Raw genomic sequence first — 15,997 nt, 5'->3', positions numbered from 1 at the left:
GAGGGTGACTGCAAAGGAGGCAAAATGATGAGTGAAGTGCGTTATCTAACCGTTACGGCTCTTACACGATACATCAAGCGCAAGTTTGACGTAGACCCTCACATGCAAGATGTATGGATTAAAGGAGAAATTTCTAACTTTAAACGTCATAGTCGAGGACATATGTATTTCACCTTAAAAGATCAAAATGCTCGTATCGCAGCCGTTATGTTTGCTGGGCATAACCGTCAGCTTAATTTTCAGCCTGAAGAAGGAATGAATGTACTGATTCGAGCTGAAATTTCGGTTTATGAACCAAGCGGAAATTATCAAATGTACGTAAAAGAAATGCAGCCTGACGGCGTTGGAAACTTATACTTGGCCTACGAACAGCTGAAAAAAAAGCTGGAAAAAGAAGGCTTGTTTGATCATGCTAGAAAACGAAAACTTCCGAAGTATCCAACAACAATAGGTGTGATTACATCTCCTACTGGAGCCGCCGTACGTGATATTATTACGACATTAAAGCGCAGATATAACGCGAACATTATTGTTATGCCCGCTCTTGTTCAAGGAGTGAATGCGGCACCGTCTATCATCAAGGCAATTGAAGAAGCAAACCGTCGTAAAGAAGCAGACGTATTAATTGTCGGCCGCGGCGGCGGGTCAATTGAAGAGCTTTGGGCGTTTAACGAAGAAAGCGTAGCTCGTGCAATTTTCACTTCTACTATTCCCGTTATTTCAGCGGTTGGACATGAAACCGATTTTACAATTGCAGACTTTGTAGCAGATTTGCGAGCCCCTACTCCAACGGGTGCTGCGGAGCTGGCAGTACCTCATATCAGTGAAATTACAGAAAGATTGACTCAGCGAAATATCCGTCTTCTTCGTTCGATGAAAGAGATGCTTCAGTCTAGTAGCCGCAGGCTTGAACGATCTCAGAAATCATATGCTTTTCGTTACCCTCAAAAGTTGGTCGAGCAAAAAGAGCAGCAGTTAGATCAGCTGATGGAGCGTTTTTATCGTGAAGGTAGAAGGTACATTGAGCATAAACGGACGAACTACGAGCAGCTAACAGCCGCTTTGTTGCGCAATCACCCCGAGCATCAGTTAACGAAAGCGGCAGACCGTCAACAGCAGCTGACGAAAATGCTGACAAAAGAGATGCAGCAGCTGCTAAAGCAAAAACAGCTTTTATTTGCCACGGCAACGTCAAAATTACATACGCTTAGTCCATTAAAAACAATGGAAAGAGGCTACAGCTTAGTATACGATAAAGAAAAAGAGTTAATTAAATCAACCAAACAAGTATCCAAAGGTGATGTGGTAAACGTTCGTTTGACCGATGGACAGTTGCAGTGTGAAGTTTCGAAAATAGAGGAGCGATGAAAAATGGCGACAAATAAAGAGTATACGTTTGAAGAGGCGATGGAGCAGTTAGAAACCATCGTAAACAAGCTAGAAGAAGGCGACGTGCCTTTAGAAGAAGCAATTCAACAATTCCAAGAAGGAATGACTCTTTCAAAATTCTGTCACGATCGTCTTCAGCATATTGAAAAGCAAATGGAAACTATTTTACGTGAAGACGGAACGCTTGAGCCATTCTCGGTACAGGAGGAAGAGTGATGGTGAATGAAATGAATTTAAAAGAGTATATTTCTTTTACAAAAGATCGAGTAGAAACACGCTTGCCTGAAGTGGTAAAGGCATTACATGCTCCGGTTAACTTAAAGGAATCCATGCTTTACTCGCTTACGGCAGGAGGAAAGCGACTTCGCCCAGTGCTGTTGTTTGCAACGCTACATGCATTTGGAAAAGACGAAAGCATGGGATTAGAAACAGCCTGTGCAGTGGAAATGATTCATACATATTCGCTCATTCATGATGATTTACCTAGTATGGATGATGACGACTTAAGAAGAGGTAAACCGACAAATCACAAGGTGTACGGCGAAGCAACGGCTATATTAGCTGGAGATGCTCTTTTAACAAATAGCTTTCAGCTCATTTCTGAAGCGGTACATCCTGAAATTACATCACATATGAAACTTCAGCTCATTACAGAACTGGTAAAAGCAAGCGGAACAGAAGGTATGATCAGCGGACAGGTTGCAGATATGGAAGGTGAAAAAAAGCAGCTCACGCTAGATGAGCTTGAATATATTCATCTTCATAAAACGGGGAAGCTGCTAGGATTCTGTGTAAAAGCAGGAGCAATTCTTGCAAAAGCTACGCCTCTACAGCAAGAATTATTAGAAGAATTCAGTAAGCATGTAGGGTTAGCGTTTCAAATTCAAGATGATATCTTGGATGTGGAAGGGTCTGAAGAAAAGTTAGGAAAGCCAATTGGCAGTGATACAGAAAATGAAAAAACGACATATCCTTCTTTATTAGGTATGGAAGCGGCCAAAGAAAAGTTACAGTATCATGTTGAACAAGCACTTCTCTCGTTACGTCAAGCTCAAATTAAGCACGGATTACTAGAAGAAATTTGTTTATATATAGCAAAACGTGATAGTTAATGACGATTTCTGTCAGGTTTTTTGAGTGATACAGTAAAATAAGATTGAGTCCCAATAGGGGCTATGCTATAATGATTTTACTACTGTATAAAAGCGTAGTGCATAGGTTTGAAAGACATATACAATATCTTGGTGGCCGTTATCACATTTGTGTTAGCGGCTATTTTTTCACTATTTTCCTTTGAATATCACTGGTTTACTGATAGAATATCAAAGGTATTGTAAGTAATAAGGAAATACTAAAAATTGACTATACGTATAAAACAATAGACAATGTATTAAGGTAACTTTATAACAAGTACGAAAGTGAGTGATCCACCTTGGATCTTACAACGATAAAAAATCCTGAGTTTTTAAAGAAAATGTCAGTAACACAATTAGAAGAACTAAGTGAAGAGATTCGTCGTTTTTTAATTACAAAGCTTTCTGCAACTGGTGGTCATATAGGGCCAAATTTAGGGGTTGTTGAGTTAACGCTTGCACTCCATAAAGTGTTCGACAGTCCAAAAGATAAATTTTTATGGGACGTCGGGCATCAGTCGTATGTCCATAAAATTTTAACAGGACGAGCGGGAGAGTTTGATACAATCCGTCAATATAAAGGATTATGCGGTTTTCCAAAGCGAGATGAAAGTGAGCATGATGTATGGGAAACGGGACATAGTTCTACATCTCTTTCAGCCGCAATGGGAATGGCTGCTGCAAGAGATTTGCAAAAAACAAAAGCTCACATTGTTCCTATCATTGGTGACGGAGCTTTAACAGGTGGTATGGCTCTTGAAGCGCTTAACCACATCGGGCACGAGCAAACGGATATGACCGTTATTTTAAATGACAATGAAATGTCTATCGCTCCTAACGTTGGGGCTGTACACAGCATTCTGGGGCGTTTGCGCACGGCGGGCAAATACAACTGGGTAAAAGATGAGCTTGAAGTTCTACTGAAAAAAGTGCCTGCGGTAGGCGGTAAGCTCGCGGCAACGGCAGAACGTGTAAAAGATGGCCTAAAGTACATGGTTGTGTCAGGCATGTTCTTTGAAGATCTTGGCTTTACGTATTTAGGACCGGTTGACGGCCATAGCTATGACGATTTATTGGAAACGTTACAATATGCAAAGAAAACAAAAGGACCGGTACTTATTCATGTGATTACGAAAAAAGGGAAAGGGTACTTGCCAGCGGAAAGCGATAAAAGCGGAGCGTGGCATGGTACAGGCCCTTACAAAATTGAGTCCGGTGACTTTATTAAAGACAAAAATGTTCCGATTGCTTGGAGTAAATTAGTAAGTGATACGGTATTGAAAATGGCTAGAGAAGATGAGCGTATCGTAGCAGTAACGCCAGCAATGCCTGTAGGTTCAAAACTTGAAGCGTTTCAAAAAGAGTTTCCGCATCGCATGTTTGATGTTGGGATTGCAGAGCAGCATGCAACAACAATGGCCGCTGGTCTTGCAACTCAAAATATGAAGCCCTTTTTAGCTATTTATTCGACGTTTTTACAGCGTGCATACGATCAAGTGGTTCATGATATTTGCCGTCAGAAGCTAAATGTATTTATTGGGATTGATCGAGCTGGACTAGTAGGTGCTGATGGTGAAACGCACCAAGGTGTATTTGACATTGCGTTTTTACGTCATTTGCCTAACCTTGTTATTATGATGCCAAAAGACGAGAATGAAGGTCAGCACATGGTTCACACTGCTTTGACTTATGAAGAAGGTCCGATTGCGATGCGCTATGCGAGAGGAAACGGATTAGGTGTTGAACTAGATTCAGAACTGAAAAACATTCCGATCGGTACATGGGACGTATTAAAAGAAGGTTCGGATACAACCATTTTAACGTTTGGTACAACGATTTCAATGGCGATGGATGCAGCAGCAGAACTTGAGAAGCAAGGAATCAGCGTCAAAGTGGTCAATGCTCGTTTTATTAAACCGCTGGATGAAAAAATGCTTCACGAGATTTTCCAAACGAATAAGCCTGTGATTACGGTGGAAGAAGCGGTACTTCAAGGCGGTTTTGGAAGTGCGGTGTTAGAGTTTGCATCAGAGCACGGCTATTATGATACTCGCGTTGAACGTATGGGTATTCCAGATCGCTTTATCGAGCACGGCAGCGTAACAAAACTTTTAGAAGAAATTGGCTTAACCAAAGAAGAGATTATAAATCGAGTTAAAAAACTCGTAACACCAACACAAAAGAGGCTTGAAGTTAAGTGACAAAAAAAGAACGAGTAGATGTATTATTAGTAGAACGAGGTTTGATTGAAACAAGAGAAAAAGCAAAGCGTACAGTGATGGCAGGACTTGTTTATGCGAATGAAGTCCGTTTGGATAAGCCGGGAGAGAAAATTGAACGCGATACGCCGCTGACAATTAAAGGTGCAGTGATGCCTTACGTCAGCAGAGGCGGCTTTAAGCTTGAAAAAGCGATTAAAGAATTTAATGTCCATGTAGCGGATAAAATCATGATTGATATTGGTTCTTCTACTGGAGGCTTTACCGATTGTGCGCTTCAAAATGGAGCGAAGATGTCCTATGCGCTAGACGTAGGCTATAATCAGCTAGCTTGGAAGCTTCGTCAAGATGAGCGAGTAGAAGTAATGGAACGAACAAATTTCCGTTATGTGACACCAGCTGATTTATCAAGAGGCTTGCCTGAATTCGCTTCTATTGATGTATCGTTTATTTCCTTAAGACTCATTCTCCCTGTGTTAAAAACACTTCTTGTTCCATACAGCGATGTTGTTGCACTTGTTAAGCCACAGTTTGAGGCTGGAAGAGAGCAAGTTGGGAAAAAAGGAATCGTGCGTGACTCAAAAGTGCATGAAGAAGTCCTTCAAGGAATGGTGGATTTCTCCCTTCGTCAAGGATACGATGTATATAACATGTCGTATTCACCGATAACAGGAGGAGATGGAAATATCGAATTTCTTCTTCATCTGAGCTGGAAAGGCGAGCGTGAACTTGGTGAAAATCAAGCTCCGCTTACTGTGCGTGAAGTGGTCGAAGAAGCACATAAGACGTTAAAAGAGAAAAAGTAATAATGGCCAATGTTAAGCAAAAACTTAGCATTGGCGATTTGATTATGACTCTTTATACAAAAGGTGCATAATCAAGTTGAACACATTATGATACTTAATTAGTGAAAGACTTATAAACAACAAAACAAAAAGAAGATTACATATTAATGTGAGGTGCCAACATGAATAAAGGGCAAAGACATATTAAAATTCGTGACATTATCACGAATAATGATATTGAAACACAGGATGAATTGGTAGATATTTTAAAAAACCAAGGTTTTAATGTAACACAGGCAACAATCTCTCGTGATATTAAAGAACTGCACTTAGTCAAAGTGCCTTTGATGGACGGACGATACAAATACAGCTTGCCTGCAGATCAGCGTTTTAATCCCTTACAAAAGTTAAAGCGCTCTCTTATGGACGCATTTGTAAAAATTGATTCAGCCGGGCATATGCTGGTGATGAAAACATTGCCGGGAAACGCAAATGCGATTGGCGCATTAATTGATCATTTGGACTGGGATGAAATATTAGGAACAATTTGTGGAGACGATACATGTTTGATTATTTGCCGTACTCCTGAAGATACGCAAATTATATCAGACCGATTCTTAGAAATGTTATAAAGGTGAGTGAAGCAGGTTGTTAGCTGAATTATCCATTAAAAACTTTGCGATTATTGATGAACTTTCTGTTTCATTTGAAAAAGGCTTAACGGTATTAACAGGCGAAACAGGAGCGGGAAAGTCGATTATTATTGATGCCATTTCATTGTTAGTAGGTGGAAGAGGCTCTTCGGAGTTTGTCCGCCATGGAACAGACAGAGCCGAAATTGAAGGGCTTTTCTTATTTGATGAAGAACAGCATCCGAGTCACGAAAAAGCCAAACAAGTCGGTTTGGAAGTGGAAGATGGAATGATTGTGCTTCGCCGAGATATCACTACAAATGGGAAAAGTATTTGCCGTATCAATGGGAAGCTCGTAACGTTAGCTATCCTACGTGAAGTCGGACAGACGTTAATTGATATACATGGACAGCACGAGCACCAAGATTTAATGAATCAAGATCGTCACTTAACTCTTCTTGATCAATATGGAGGAGAAAAAGTAGAAGAGGCTTTGACGGAGTATCGAGAGGTATTTTCGAGGTATACGTCGCTAAAAAAGCAGTTGGATCAATTAACTGAAAATGAGCAGCAGATGGCACATCGCCTCGATCTTATTCAATTTCAATTAGATGAAATCAAAGCCGCAAATTTGCAGCTCAATGAAGACGAGGAACTAAATGAAGAGCGTTTGAAGATTTCCAACTTTGAAAAGATCTATACGTCGCTAAACGATGCGTACAATGCGCTGCACGGTGAACATCAAGGTCTGGATTGGGTAGGCGTAGCAATGAATCATACGGAGGATATTTCGTCACTGGAAAAAAACTATGCCGAAATTTCGGAGATTATTTCATCGAGCTTCTATCAGTTAGAAGACGCATCTTATAAAATTCGTCAGCAGCTGGATTTATTAGAATTTGATCCGAAACGCTTAGACTTTATTGAAGCGCGTTTAAATGAAATTAATCATTTAAAGCGTAAATACGGTCAAAGTGTAGATGAAATTCTAGAATATGCAGCGCAAATTGAAGATGAAATTGATCGTATTGAAAATCGAGATACGCACGTGAGCAAGATCAAAGAACAGTTAAACAGCGTAGCACAGGATTTATTAGTAGAAGCTAACAACGTTTCAGCTATTCGAAAAAAACTTGCTCAGGAGTTAACGGACAGCATCCATCATGAGCTTCAAGAACTCTATATGGCTAAAACCGTATTTCAAATTAAATTCTCTGTCGTAAATGCAGGTAAAAATGACGTTGAAGTAAATGGCGAAAGAATAAAATTCACCAAAGACGGCATTGACAACGTAGAGTTTTATATTTCTACCAACCCTGGTGAACCGTTAAAGCCTCTTGCGAAAGTAGCATCAGGCGGAGAACTGTCAAGGATCATGCTGGCGTTAAAGAGCATCTTCTCTAAGCATCAAGGCGTGACGTCCATTATCTTTGATGAAGTTGATACAGGCGTAAGTGGAAGAGTAGCTCAATCGATCGGTGAAAAAATACATGCCATTTCCGTTGATTCGCAGGTTCTTTGCATATCTCATTTGCCGCAGGTAGCAGCTATGGCAGATACTCATCTCTTTATTGCTAAAGAGATAAAAGGTGATCGTACAACGACATCTGTTCTTCCATTAACTCTTGATGAAAAAGTAAAAGAAATTGGTCGAATGATTGCAGGAGCTGAAATTACAAGCTTAACGAAGGAGCATGCCAAAGAGCTTTTAGATTTAGCGGATAAGATGAAGCAGACCATTTAAAAAAACACCTTTTAACACGTAACAGTATGTGTTAAAGGTGTTTTTTTATACAAAATGGAGGAACTGAAAATGTTTCCTTGCACTTCTTTTCATTTTTCTCTGAACTTCTGTTATAAATGCGCTCTAAGAAGGCTAAATTAAATGTGTAGCCATTTAGGCGAGGAAGCGAGGAGAGTGAAAACATGCAAAATCGATACAGACATATAATTGGTGCGATTCTCCTTGTTTCGTTCATTTTTGTAGGATTTATTCCAGTTGTGCAACAATATATACACATTCCAAAACAAATCGTCTTATTTGAACAGCAAAAAGAAAAAATTAATACGACATTACCGCTTAGCGTAGAAGCTTCATCACCTGTTTACGATGTAACAAGTAACAAGGCGAAGCTGACCGTAGCAGGCAAACAGGTAGGCAAAGAAGAGTTGATGCTTCATTTGGCCGGTATTCCTGTAAAGCGTGTAGACGTGCAGGTATTATCTGATTTTAAAGTCATTCCTGGTGGACAATCAATCGGTGTGAAATTAAATTCAAAAGGTGTTCTTGTTGTAGGCTATCATCAGGTAGATACAGCAAAAGGTAAAAAATCTCCTGGCGAAATTGCGGGTATTCAAGTTGGAGATATGATTACGAAGATTAATGGTAAAACCATTGAAAAAATGAGTGATATTACACCGTTTATTCAGCAGGCAGGGAAAACGGGTGAACCATTAAATCTGCATATTTTAAGAGAAAAAAAGCAGTTTGACACGAAGCTGTATCCGTTAAAAGATAAGCAAGATTATGCGTACAGAATCGGTTTATACATCCGTGATTCAGCTGCAGGAATTGGCACAATGACTTTTTATGATCCAAAATCTAAAAAATACGGCGCTTTAGGCCATGTTATTTCGGATATGGATACAAAAAAGCCAATCGTAGTAGAAGATGGACAAATTGTCCGTTCGACCGTTACATCAATTGAGAAAGGTTCGAACGGCGTTCCCGGCGAAAAGCTAGCGAGGTTTTCTGAAGATAGACAAATCATTGGGAATATTACACGAAATAGTCCTTTCGGTATTTTTGGAAAATTGTCTTCAACGATGGAAAACGGAATAATGGATAAAGCAATGCCAATTGCTCTATCTCATCAAGTAAAAGAAGGACCTGCTAAAATTCTAACGGTAGTAGATGATGATCAAGTGGAAGAATTTGATATTGAAATTATGAGTACTATACCTCAAAAGTTTCCGGCTACTAAAGGAATGGTTATTAAAATTACAGATCCTAAATTGTTAAAGAAAACAGGTGGAATTGTTCAAGGAATGAGCGGGAGTCCGATTATTCAAAACGGTAAAGTCGTTGGAGCGGTTACCCATGTTTTTGTAAATGATCCTACCTCCGGTTACGGTGTCCATATTGAATGGATGCTTAACGAAGCAGGAATCGATATTTATAAAAATAATCGAAAAAAAGCGAGCTAATGTTGTCATTAGTTCGCTTTTTTTGATAAAAATTATTGTCGTAAATGTACGAGAAAAACGTCGAAAAACAAAGAAAATAAGAGAAAATCGAATAAATTCCATTTAAAAGACTTTTTTCTAAAAAAATAAAGGAAATAATGTTGCATTGTCGAATTTGTCCTTTAGAATAAAGAATAGAGACACGTAGGAAACGACGTATAACATAAAGGACTGAGGAGGAAGCTGCATTGAAAAAAATTAAAGTATGCTTGGTTGATGATAATCGGGAACTAATTGGTTTGCTTGAAGATTATATTTCAGAGCAAGAAGACATGGAAGTAATCGGAGTAGCTTACAATGGACAAGAGTGTTTATCCATTTTAAAAGATAAAGATCCGGATGTTCTTGTATTAGACATTATTATGCCGCATCTAGATGGATTAGCAGTTTTAGGTCAGTTAAAAGAAATGAAAAAAGAAAATTATCCAAATGTCATCATGCTAACAGCATTTGGGCAAGAAGACGTAACGAAAAAAGCGGTTGATTTAGGAGCTGCTTATTTTATTCTAAAGCCGTTTGATATGGAAAACTTAGTGAATCATATTCGTCAAGTTAGCGGACAAACATCTTCATTTATGCAACGTTCATCTTCTTCCATGCGTTCGCATCGCGACAGCAAACCAGCAAATTTAGATGCAAGCATTACGAGCATCATTCACGAAATTGGTGTACCTGCTCATATTAAAGGCTATTTATATTTGAGAGAAGCCATTTCAATGGTATATAAGGATATTGAGCTGCTTGGGTCGATTACAAAAGTGCTGTATCCTGACATTGCAAAAAAATACAATACAACAGCAAGCCGCGTTGAGCGCGCCATTCGTCATGCCATTGAAGTAGCATGGAGCCGAGGGAACATTGATTCTATTTCTTCATTATTCGGATATACTGTCAGCATGTCAAAAGCAAAGCCGACAAATAGTGAATTTATCGCCATGGTTGCGGATAAATTACGCCTTGAACATAAAGCGAGTTGAAAGGGATAGGACTGCTGGAATTACGGGGTTTTGAGTGAGCTGATACCTTTTGTAATACAGAGTACATGCCGATAAACTTTTGGAATTTACACTAGATAGCAAACTGAAAATCAATAAACTTTTTACTGCAGGGCCGATGAATTTTAATCATTCATGGGTCCTTTCATTTTGTTTTAAGAGTTGGAAATAGGGAGGTTAAGGGAATGTACATCTTGTGATCCATAGTAGTGTATTTTATTGAAATAATTTATTTAATTGTTATGAGGGCTTTGCGTTTGAAAGAAGATTTAGAAGATGTGTTAAAAAATTCATCTACATATATGGATAAGTAAATGATAAAAAAAGCAGCCTTCAGAAAAGGCTGCTTTTTTTAATCCATTAATTTAGCAATCGGTTTTGAAAGGAACAAAACAATAATTCCAAGTACAATTGTTACAGCTCCGATTAAGCTGAAGATGTCGAAATAACCTAACGACTGTGTATAAGATGCAAGAACACCCGCTAGCTTATTAGCAACAGCAGAGCTTGCCATCCATACGCCCATTAAAAGAGAAGCAAGCTTTAATGGAGCCAGTCTACTTACCATAGACAACCCTACTGGCGAAATCATAAGCTCAGCCAGCGTGTGCAGGAAGTAAGTGAAAATCATGAACAGGATATTTACTTTTAAAGCTGGGTCATTACCAGTATACATAACGGCTGGAATTAAAATTAAGAATCCTAATCCGACTGTTACAAGTCCCATACCCATTTTTGTTGGTGTTTTAAAATCACCGCGTTTTGAATTTCCTAGCTTGTACCAAACAAGTGACATAATTGGTGCTAAAATCATGATAAACAGTGGATTCAATGATTGGAACCACTCTGTTGGAACCGTAAAACTACCGATTTGACGATCAATTTGATCTTGAGCATATAGCGTTAAAGAACTTCCAGCCTGTTCAAAAGCTGTCCAGAAAGCAATAACAACGAAAGCTAGAATAACGATAGCAACCGTTCTTTTCTTTTCTCGTGCTGTCAGCGGAGCAGTTGATGTTTGAGATGCTGCTGCATGAACTTTTCCTGTAGGCTCTTTCCCAATATCACCTAAATAGCGATTAGCCAGTAGGTTAAATAAAATTTGTCCAACAACCATTCCGATAGCTGCTGTTAAAAATCCGTATTTATAACTCATTAATCCAACAACTAATGGGGCAAAAAATGCACCAAAATTAATACCCATATAAAAAATGGTAAAAGCACCGTCACGGCGAGGATCATTTTCTGCATAAAGATCTCCGACCAATGTGGAGATATTTGGTTTGAAAAATCCGTTTCCGATAATTAATAAAGCAAGTCCGATATACAAAGCGGCTACGCTTTGATGAATGAAGATGGAAAAATTCCCGAGTGCCATAATCACACCACCGATTGTGATGGCTAGCCTTCTTCCGAGGAAGCGGTCTGTTAAATATCCGCCAATCATCGGCGTAATGTAAACAGCACTAGTGAATGTTCCATATAAGCTCAGTGCAGTTGCTTTATCTACCCCGAGTCCACCTTGAGCAGCGGTAGCAGTTAAATAAAGAACAAGAATGGCTCTCATTCCATAATAACTAAATCTTTCCCATGCCTCAGTCGCGAATAATAAGTACAGTCCAGGAGGGTGTTTTTTCCTAGACTCATTTGGCTGCTGATTTTCGTGTTGTACAGCTGCTTGCATAATGAAGTCCCCCTAAAATTTCTCTCATACTATTTAATTCTTTTATTTGAATTGATCAAAAAATCAGAATATAAGTACTGGAATAAATATAATGTATTTTTATTTTAGTAGAAAAACAATAATTTCGTCAATGAAATTATATGGAAAAATCAAAAAATAATTAAATATACACAAAAAAGTATTAAATTACTTATTTAAAAGCATTTTTAAAAATACATTTATATTATTAAATATTCTAATATATGTTATGGAAAATGAAGTAAGAAAGTAATACTATTTTTGGAAACGAAAATTCGAAAGAAAAAAGGATCTGTTATTCAGATCCTTTTTTATCTTCGCCCGCATTTAATTCAGCAAGCTTCTGCAGCAAAATATGCTGAGGCATATGCATCAATTGCTCGAGGGGGATATTTAATTGTTCTGCTAATTTTACGGCTGTATCCGGAGAAATTTGCAGTGGTCTCATACACAACGACCTCCTTTTGCATATAAAGTAATGAAAGTGAAGAAGTATAAACAGTAAATTCGTGCTTTCACTATTAAGTAATGCTAAAGTTAATAATAAGTGATAATAGAGGAGTTGAGCAAGTATGTTTGTAATAGGTCATCGCGGCGCAGCTGGAACGTTTCCTGAAAATACGATGATTTCCTTCAAAGAAGCAGCGAGAGTCGGAGCACACGGAATTGAACTTGATGTGCATATGACAAAGGATGGAGAACTTGCTGTAATTCATGATGAAAAATTAGATCGAACAACGAATGGAAAAGGGTATGTAAAAGATTTTACGTATCAAGATTTACAAAAATTAGATGCGAGCTATAAGTTCAAAAAAAAGTACGGGGTATGTAAAATTCCCATGTTAAATGAAGTAATGGAGTGGGCTTCAAGTGAAGGAATTAGTGTAAATATTGAGTTGAAAAACAATATATTTGACTATCCATACTTAGAAATGAAAGTCTTGGATTTAATTTATTTATACAAGATGAAGGATCGAACGATGATTTCATCTTTTAATCATAACAGCTTAGCCCGAATTGGTTCTTTGGATTCTACGATTGAAACAGCTATTTTGTATTCTTATCCGATGTATGAGCCTTGGGTATATGCGCAGCATCTTGGCGCAAAAGCTCTTCACCCTAATCAGCGTACCGTGAATGAAGTAAATGTAGCCGCTTCAAAAGATTGTCAAATTCCAGTGCGACCTTACACAGTAAATGATGTAAAAGTAGCTGAGCAGCTTCGGAAATATGGATGTGAATCCATTATTACTGATTATCCTGAAAAAATGGTGAAGCAATTTGGGGGACGCTTTTCGTAAAAAAACATCGCATTAATGCGATGTTTTTTTATCTTTTTGAAATCTGTTTTGAACTTTGTTTCGCTTGCGGTCTCTGTGCAGAATAAAGCCAGCAACAAATCCAAGGCCGATTACAAATAACAGAAGGCCGACTGAAAATTGCAAAAATAAAGAAGGGAACGGGGATTGCAGGATGCCAAAAATCATATCTCTCATAAGTTTAATGCCATATCCAGCGAGTATACCAGGAATAAGTAAGATTAGCAGGGCAATAATTCGAACCATAGCTTCTCCTTTCGCTTCTCTTTTTTAAAATGAATGCGTTTACATTATAAAACCGTTATACTTGAATCATAAAAGAACTAAATAAATTGTCAAGAGCGTTTCTTTTTTTATATGATAGGTATATGCAATATTTTGCACGGAACATGTACATATTAAGTAGAAAAGGTGAAAAAATATGCAAAATGTGTTGATCGTTGGAGGAGGAAAAGGCGGATTAGCTATTCTGAAAATCTTGTTGGAAACCGAATTTATGAAAGTGATTGGTGTAGTAGACGTACGAGCTGACGCGCCGGCTGTTTTGCATGCGAAAGAACAAGATATTTCAACCGGAATGAATTGGGAGCCTTATATGACAAAGCAGCTCGATGTCATTGTTGAAACAACAGGTAAACAAGGTGTTTTTCAACAATTGCAGAGAAGCAAACCTGCTGATGCACTGGTAGTTCCGGGATTGGTTGCTGAAATTATGGCCAATCTGATGGAGGAAAAAGAAGAGTTAATTCAGCGGTTAAAGCAAGAATCGTATAAATATGATCTTATTTTTAACGCGGCTCATGATGCGATGGTCGTGATTGATAGGAATGGATATATTACGCTATTTAATCAAAGTGCCGAGCGTTTGACGAACTTTTCACACAGAGATGTAATTGGTAAGCATCTTCATGAAGTTATTCCAAATAGTAAACTTGTTGATGTTCTTCATACAAAAACGATTGATCAAAATAGTGAATTTGTGTTAGATAGCGGACGGAAGGTCATTACGACTAGAATACCAATACTCGACGAGAATAGAGAGCTGTTTGGTGCCTTTTCGATTTTTAAAGATATTACGGACGTTGTCGGATTGGCAGAAGAAGTTACGAACTTAAAAGAAGTACAAACTATGCTTCAAGCTATTATTCAATCTTCTGAAGAAGCTATTTCGGTTGTCGATGAAGAAGGAAGAGGGATTTTAATTAATCCTGCTTATACGAGAATTACGGGTTTAAAAAAGACGGATATTATTGGTCAGCCCGCGACTGCCGATATCTCTGAAGGAGACAGTATGCACATGAAGGTGCTGCAAACAAGACGTCCTGTTCGAGGTGTAAGAATGAGGCTTGGTCCGAGTAAAAGAGACGTAGTTGTGAATGTTGCCCCTGTTATTGTCGATGGAAAATTAAAAGGCAGCGTTGGCGTTATTCATGATATGTCTGAAATTCAAGAGCTTACAAATGAACTCAAAAGAGCGCGTCAAATTATCCGAACGCTTGAAGCGAAATATTCATTTGCTGATATCATTGGTCAGTCTGAAGAATTTCAGTTAGCAATTGAGCAGGCTAGACTTGCTGCTAAAACACCAGCTACTGTTTTGCTTAGAGGTGAATCTGGGACGGGTAAGGAGCTGTTTGCACATGCGATTCATAATGCGAGCAGCCGAAAGTTTAATAAATTTGTTCGGATCAACTGTGCTGCACTTTCTGAGTCTTTGCTTGAAAGTGAACTTTTTGGGTATGAAGAAGGAGCTTTTTCCGGGGCAAAACGAGGCGGAAAACGAGGTGTTTTTGAAGAAGCCAATAACGGTAGCATCTTTTTGGATGAAATCGGGGAGCTTTCAGCTCATATGCAGGCTAAGCTGCTTCGAGTGCTTCAAGAAAAAGAGCTTATTCGCGTTGGAGGCACGACCCCCATTCCGGTGAATGTTCGCGTGATTGCAGCTACGAATGTGAATTTAGAAAAAGGAATGGCTGATGGAAGCATCAGACAGGACTTGTATTATCGGCTAAACAAAATTCCGATTCACATACCTCCTCTTCGGAAGAGAAAAGAGGATATTGGAGCGCTTGTTACACACTTAATTACAAAAATTAATCAAGATTACGGCCGACATGTTGAAGGGGTAACAGATCGGGCCTTACAATCATTGAGATCATACGACTGGCCAGGAAACGTCAGAGAGCTTGAAAACATATTAGGAAGAGCTATTATTTATATGCACTATACGGAAACAATGATTGATTCTGTTCATCTCCCTTCACTTGAAGGCAAGGGCAAAAAAGAAAAAAATCAGGCGAATGAAGAGGTAGTATTCGAAGGGAAGACTTTAGCGCACATGATGGAAAATTATGAAGCTGAACTTATTCAAAAAGTGCTGATTGCAAACAAGTATAACCGAACGAAAACAGCAAAACAGCTCAATATTTCCCTGCGTTCTCTGTATTATAAGTTGGAAAAATACAATCTTGCAAATAACAGCATGCAATAAAATGCATGGTGTGCAAGTTATTGCATATAAATAGAGAGGTATTCTTTTTTTCTGTTTGTCGTTAGAATCAATAAAAAAATTTTTTT

14 protein-coding genes are annotated in these 15,997 nt (G+C 38.6%); 11 read left to right on the top strand and 3 right to left on the bottom strand.

Annotation, left to right across the window (positions count from 1 at the left end; translation table 11 throughout):
* Positions 1-27: 27 nt before the first annotated feature.
* The 9 genes from xseA (at position 28) to spo0A (ending at position 10,381) form a co-directional block, all read left to right on the top strand.
* Positions 28-1,368: an exodeoxyribonuclease VII large subunit gene (xseA, locus tag WKH56_RS02990; protein ID WP_034271010.1), complete on the top strand. Its 1,341-nt coding sequence runs from the start codon at positions 28-30 to the stop codon at positions 1,366-1,368.
* Between the two features lie 3 nt (positions 1,369-1,371).
* Entirely contained in the window at positions 1,372-1,605 is a 234-nt protein-coding gene (locus tag WKH56_RS02985) for an exodeoxyribonuclease VII small subunit (RefSeq protein ID WP_013059140.1), read from the top strand.
* Positions 1,605-2,501 (top strand): polyprenyl synthetase family protein, encoded by an 897-nt coding sequence (locus WKH56_RS02980; protein WP_033579711.1) that lies wholly within the window; start codon positions 1,605-1,607, stop codon positions 2,499-2,501. Before WKH56_RS02985 ends, WKH56_RS02980 begins: the two co-directional genes overlap by 1 nt.
* Positions 2,502-2,821: 320 nt before the next feature.
* The gene (gene dxs / locus WKH56_RS02975; RefSeq protein WP_033579712.1) at positions 2,822-4,723 is read left to right on the top strand and encodes a 1-deoxy-D-xylulose-5-phosphate synthase; all 1,902 of its coding nucleotides are present in this window, start codon (positions 2,822-2,824) and stop codon (positions 4,721-4,723) included.
* Positions 4,720-5,547: a TlyA family RNA methyltransferase gene (locus tag WKH56_RS02970; protein ID WP_028411589.1), complete on the top strand. Its 828-nt coding sequence runs from the start codon at positions 4,720-4,722 to the stop codon at positions 5,545-5,547. Before dxs ends, WKH56_RS02970 begins: the two co-directional genes overlap by 4 nt.
* A 161-nt stretch (positions 5,548-5,708) precedes the next feature.
* On the top strand, positions 5,709-6,158 hold the full coding sequence (gene ahrC, locus WKH56_RS02965) for a transcriptional regulator AhrC/ArgR (protein WP_013059136.1): 450 nt from the start codon (positions 5,709-5,711) through the stop codon (positions 6,156-6,158).
* Between the two features lie 16 nt (positions 6,159-6,174).
* Entirely contained in the window at positions 6,175-7,902 is a 1,728-nt protein-coding gene (gene recN, locus WKH56_RS02960; protein ID WP_028411588.1) for a DNA repair protein RecN, read from the top strand.
* A gap of 182 nt (positions 7,903-8,084) precedes the next feature.
* Positions 8,085-9,365, top strand: a complete 1,281-nt coding sequence (spoIVB, locus tag WKH56_RS02955; RefSeq protein ID WP_028411587.1) for a SpoIVB peptidase — start codon at positions 8,085-8,087, stop codon at positions 9,363-9,365.
* 227 nt (positions 9,366-9,592) lie between these two features.
* Positions 9,593-10,381 carry a sporulation transcription factor Spo0A gene (gene spo0A / locus WKH56_RS02950; RefSeq protein ID WP_013084985.1) on the top strand — a complete coding sequence of 263 codons (789 nt, stop codon included), beginning with the start codon at positions 9,593-9,595 and terminating at the stop codon, positions 10,379-10,381.
* Between the two features lie 370 nt (positions 10,382-10,751).
* Here the strand turns inward: spo0A and WKH56_RS02945 are convergent, their stop codons facing one another.
* On the bottom strand, positions 10,752-12,083 hold the full coding sequence (locus WKH56_RS02945) for a peptide MFS transporter (protein ID WP_033579713.1): 1,332 nt from the start codon (positions 12,081-12,083) through the stop codon (positions 10,752-10,754).
* 313 nt (positions 12,084-12,396) lie between these two features.
* On the bottom strand, positions 12,397-12,549 hold the full coding sequence (locus WKH56_RS02940; protein ID WP_064504589.1) for a YycC family protein: 153 nt from the start codon (positions 12,547-12,549) through the stop codon (positions 12,397-12,399).
* A 124-nt stretch (positions 12,550-12,673) separates the two neighbouring features.
* Here WKH56_RS02940 and WKH56_RS02935 point away from each other — a divergent pair, with 124 nt between their 5' ends.
* Positions 12,674-13,402, top strand: a complete 729-nt coding sequence (locus tag WKH56_RS02935; RefSeq protein ID WP_155007646.1) for a glycerophosphodiester phosphodiesterase — start codon at positions 12,674-12,676, stop codon at positions 13,400-13,402.
* Positions 13,403-13,414: 12 nt separating this feature from the next.
* On the opposite strand, the gene WKH56_RS02930 is transcribed toward WKH56_RS02935, so the two are convergent.
* A complete protein-coding gene (locus WKH56_RS02930) occupies positions 13,415-13,666 on the bottom strand; it encodes a DUF2627 domain-containing protein (RefSeq protein ID WP_028411584.1) in 252 nt (83 codons plus the stop codon).
* A 175-nt stretch (positions 13,667-13,841) separates the two neighbouring features.
* Here WKH56_RS02930 and WKH56_RS02925 point away from each other — a divergent pair, with 175 nt between their 5' ends.
* Complete coding sequence (locus tag WKH56_RS02925) at positions 13,842-15,911, top strand: sigma-54 interaction domain-containing protein (RefSeq protein WP_034271001.1); 2,070 nt, start codon at positions 13,842-13,844, stop codon at positions 15,909-15,911.
* Positions 15,912-15,997: the final 86 nt, after the last annotated feature.

It is taken from the genome of Priestia sp. SB1, from assembly GCF_038898415.1.
The sequence above is the reverse complement of the archived record's forward strand: the minus strand, read 5'-3'. Positions and strand labels throughout refer to the sequence as shown.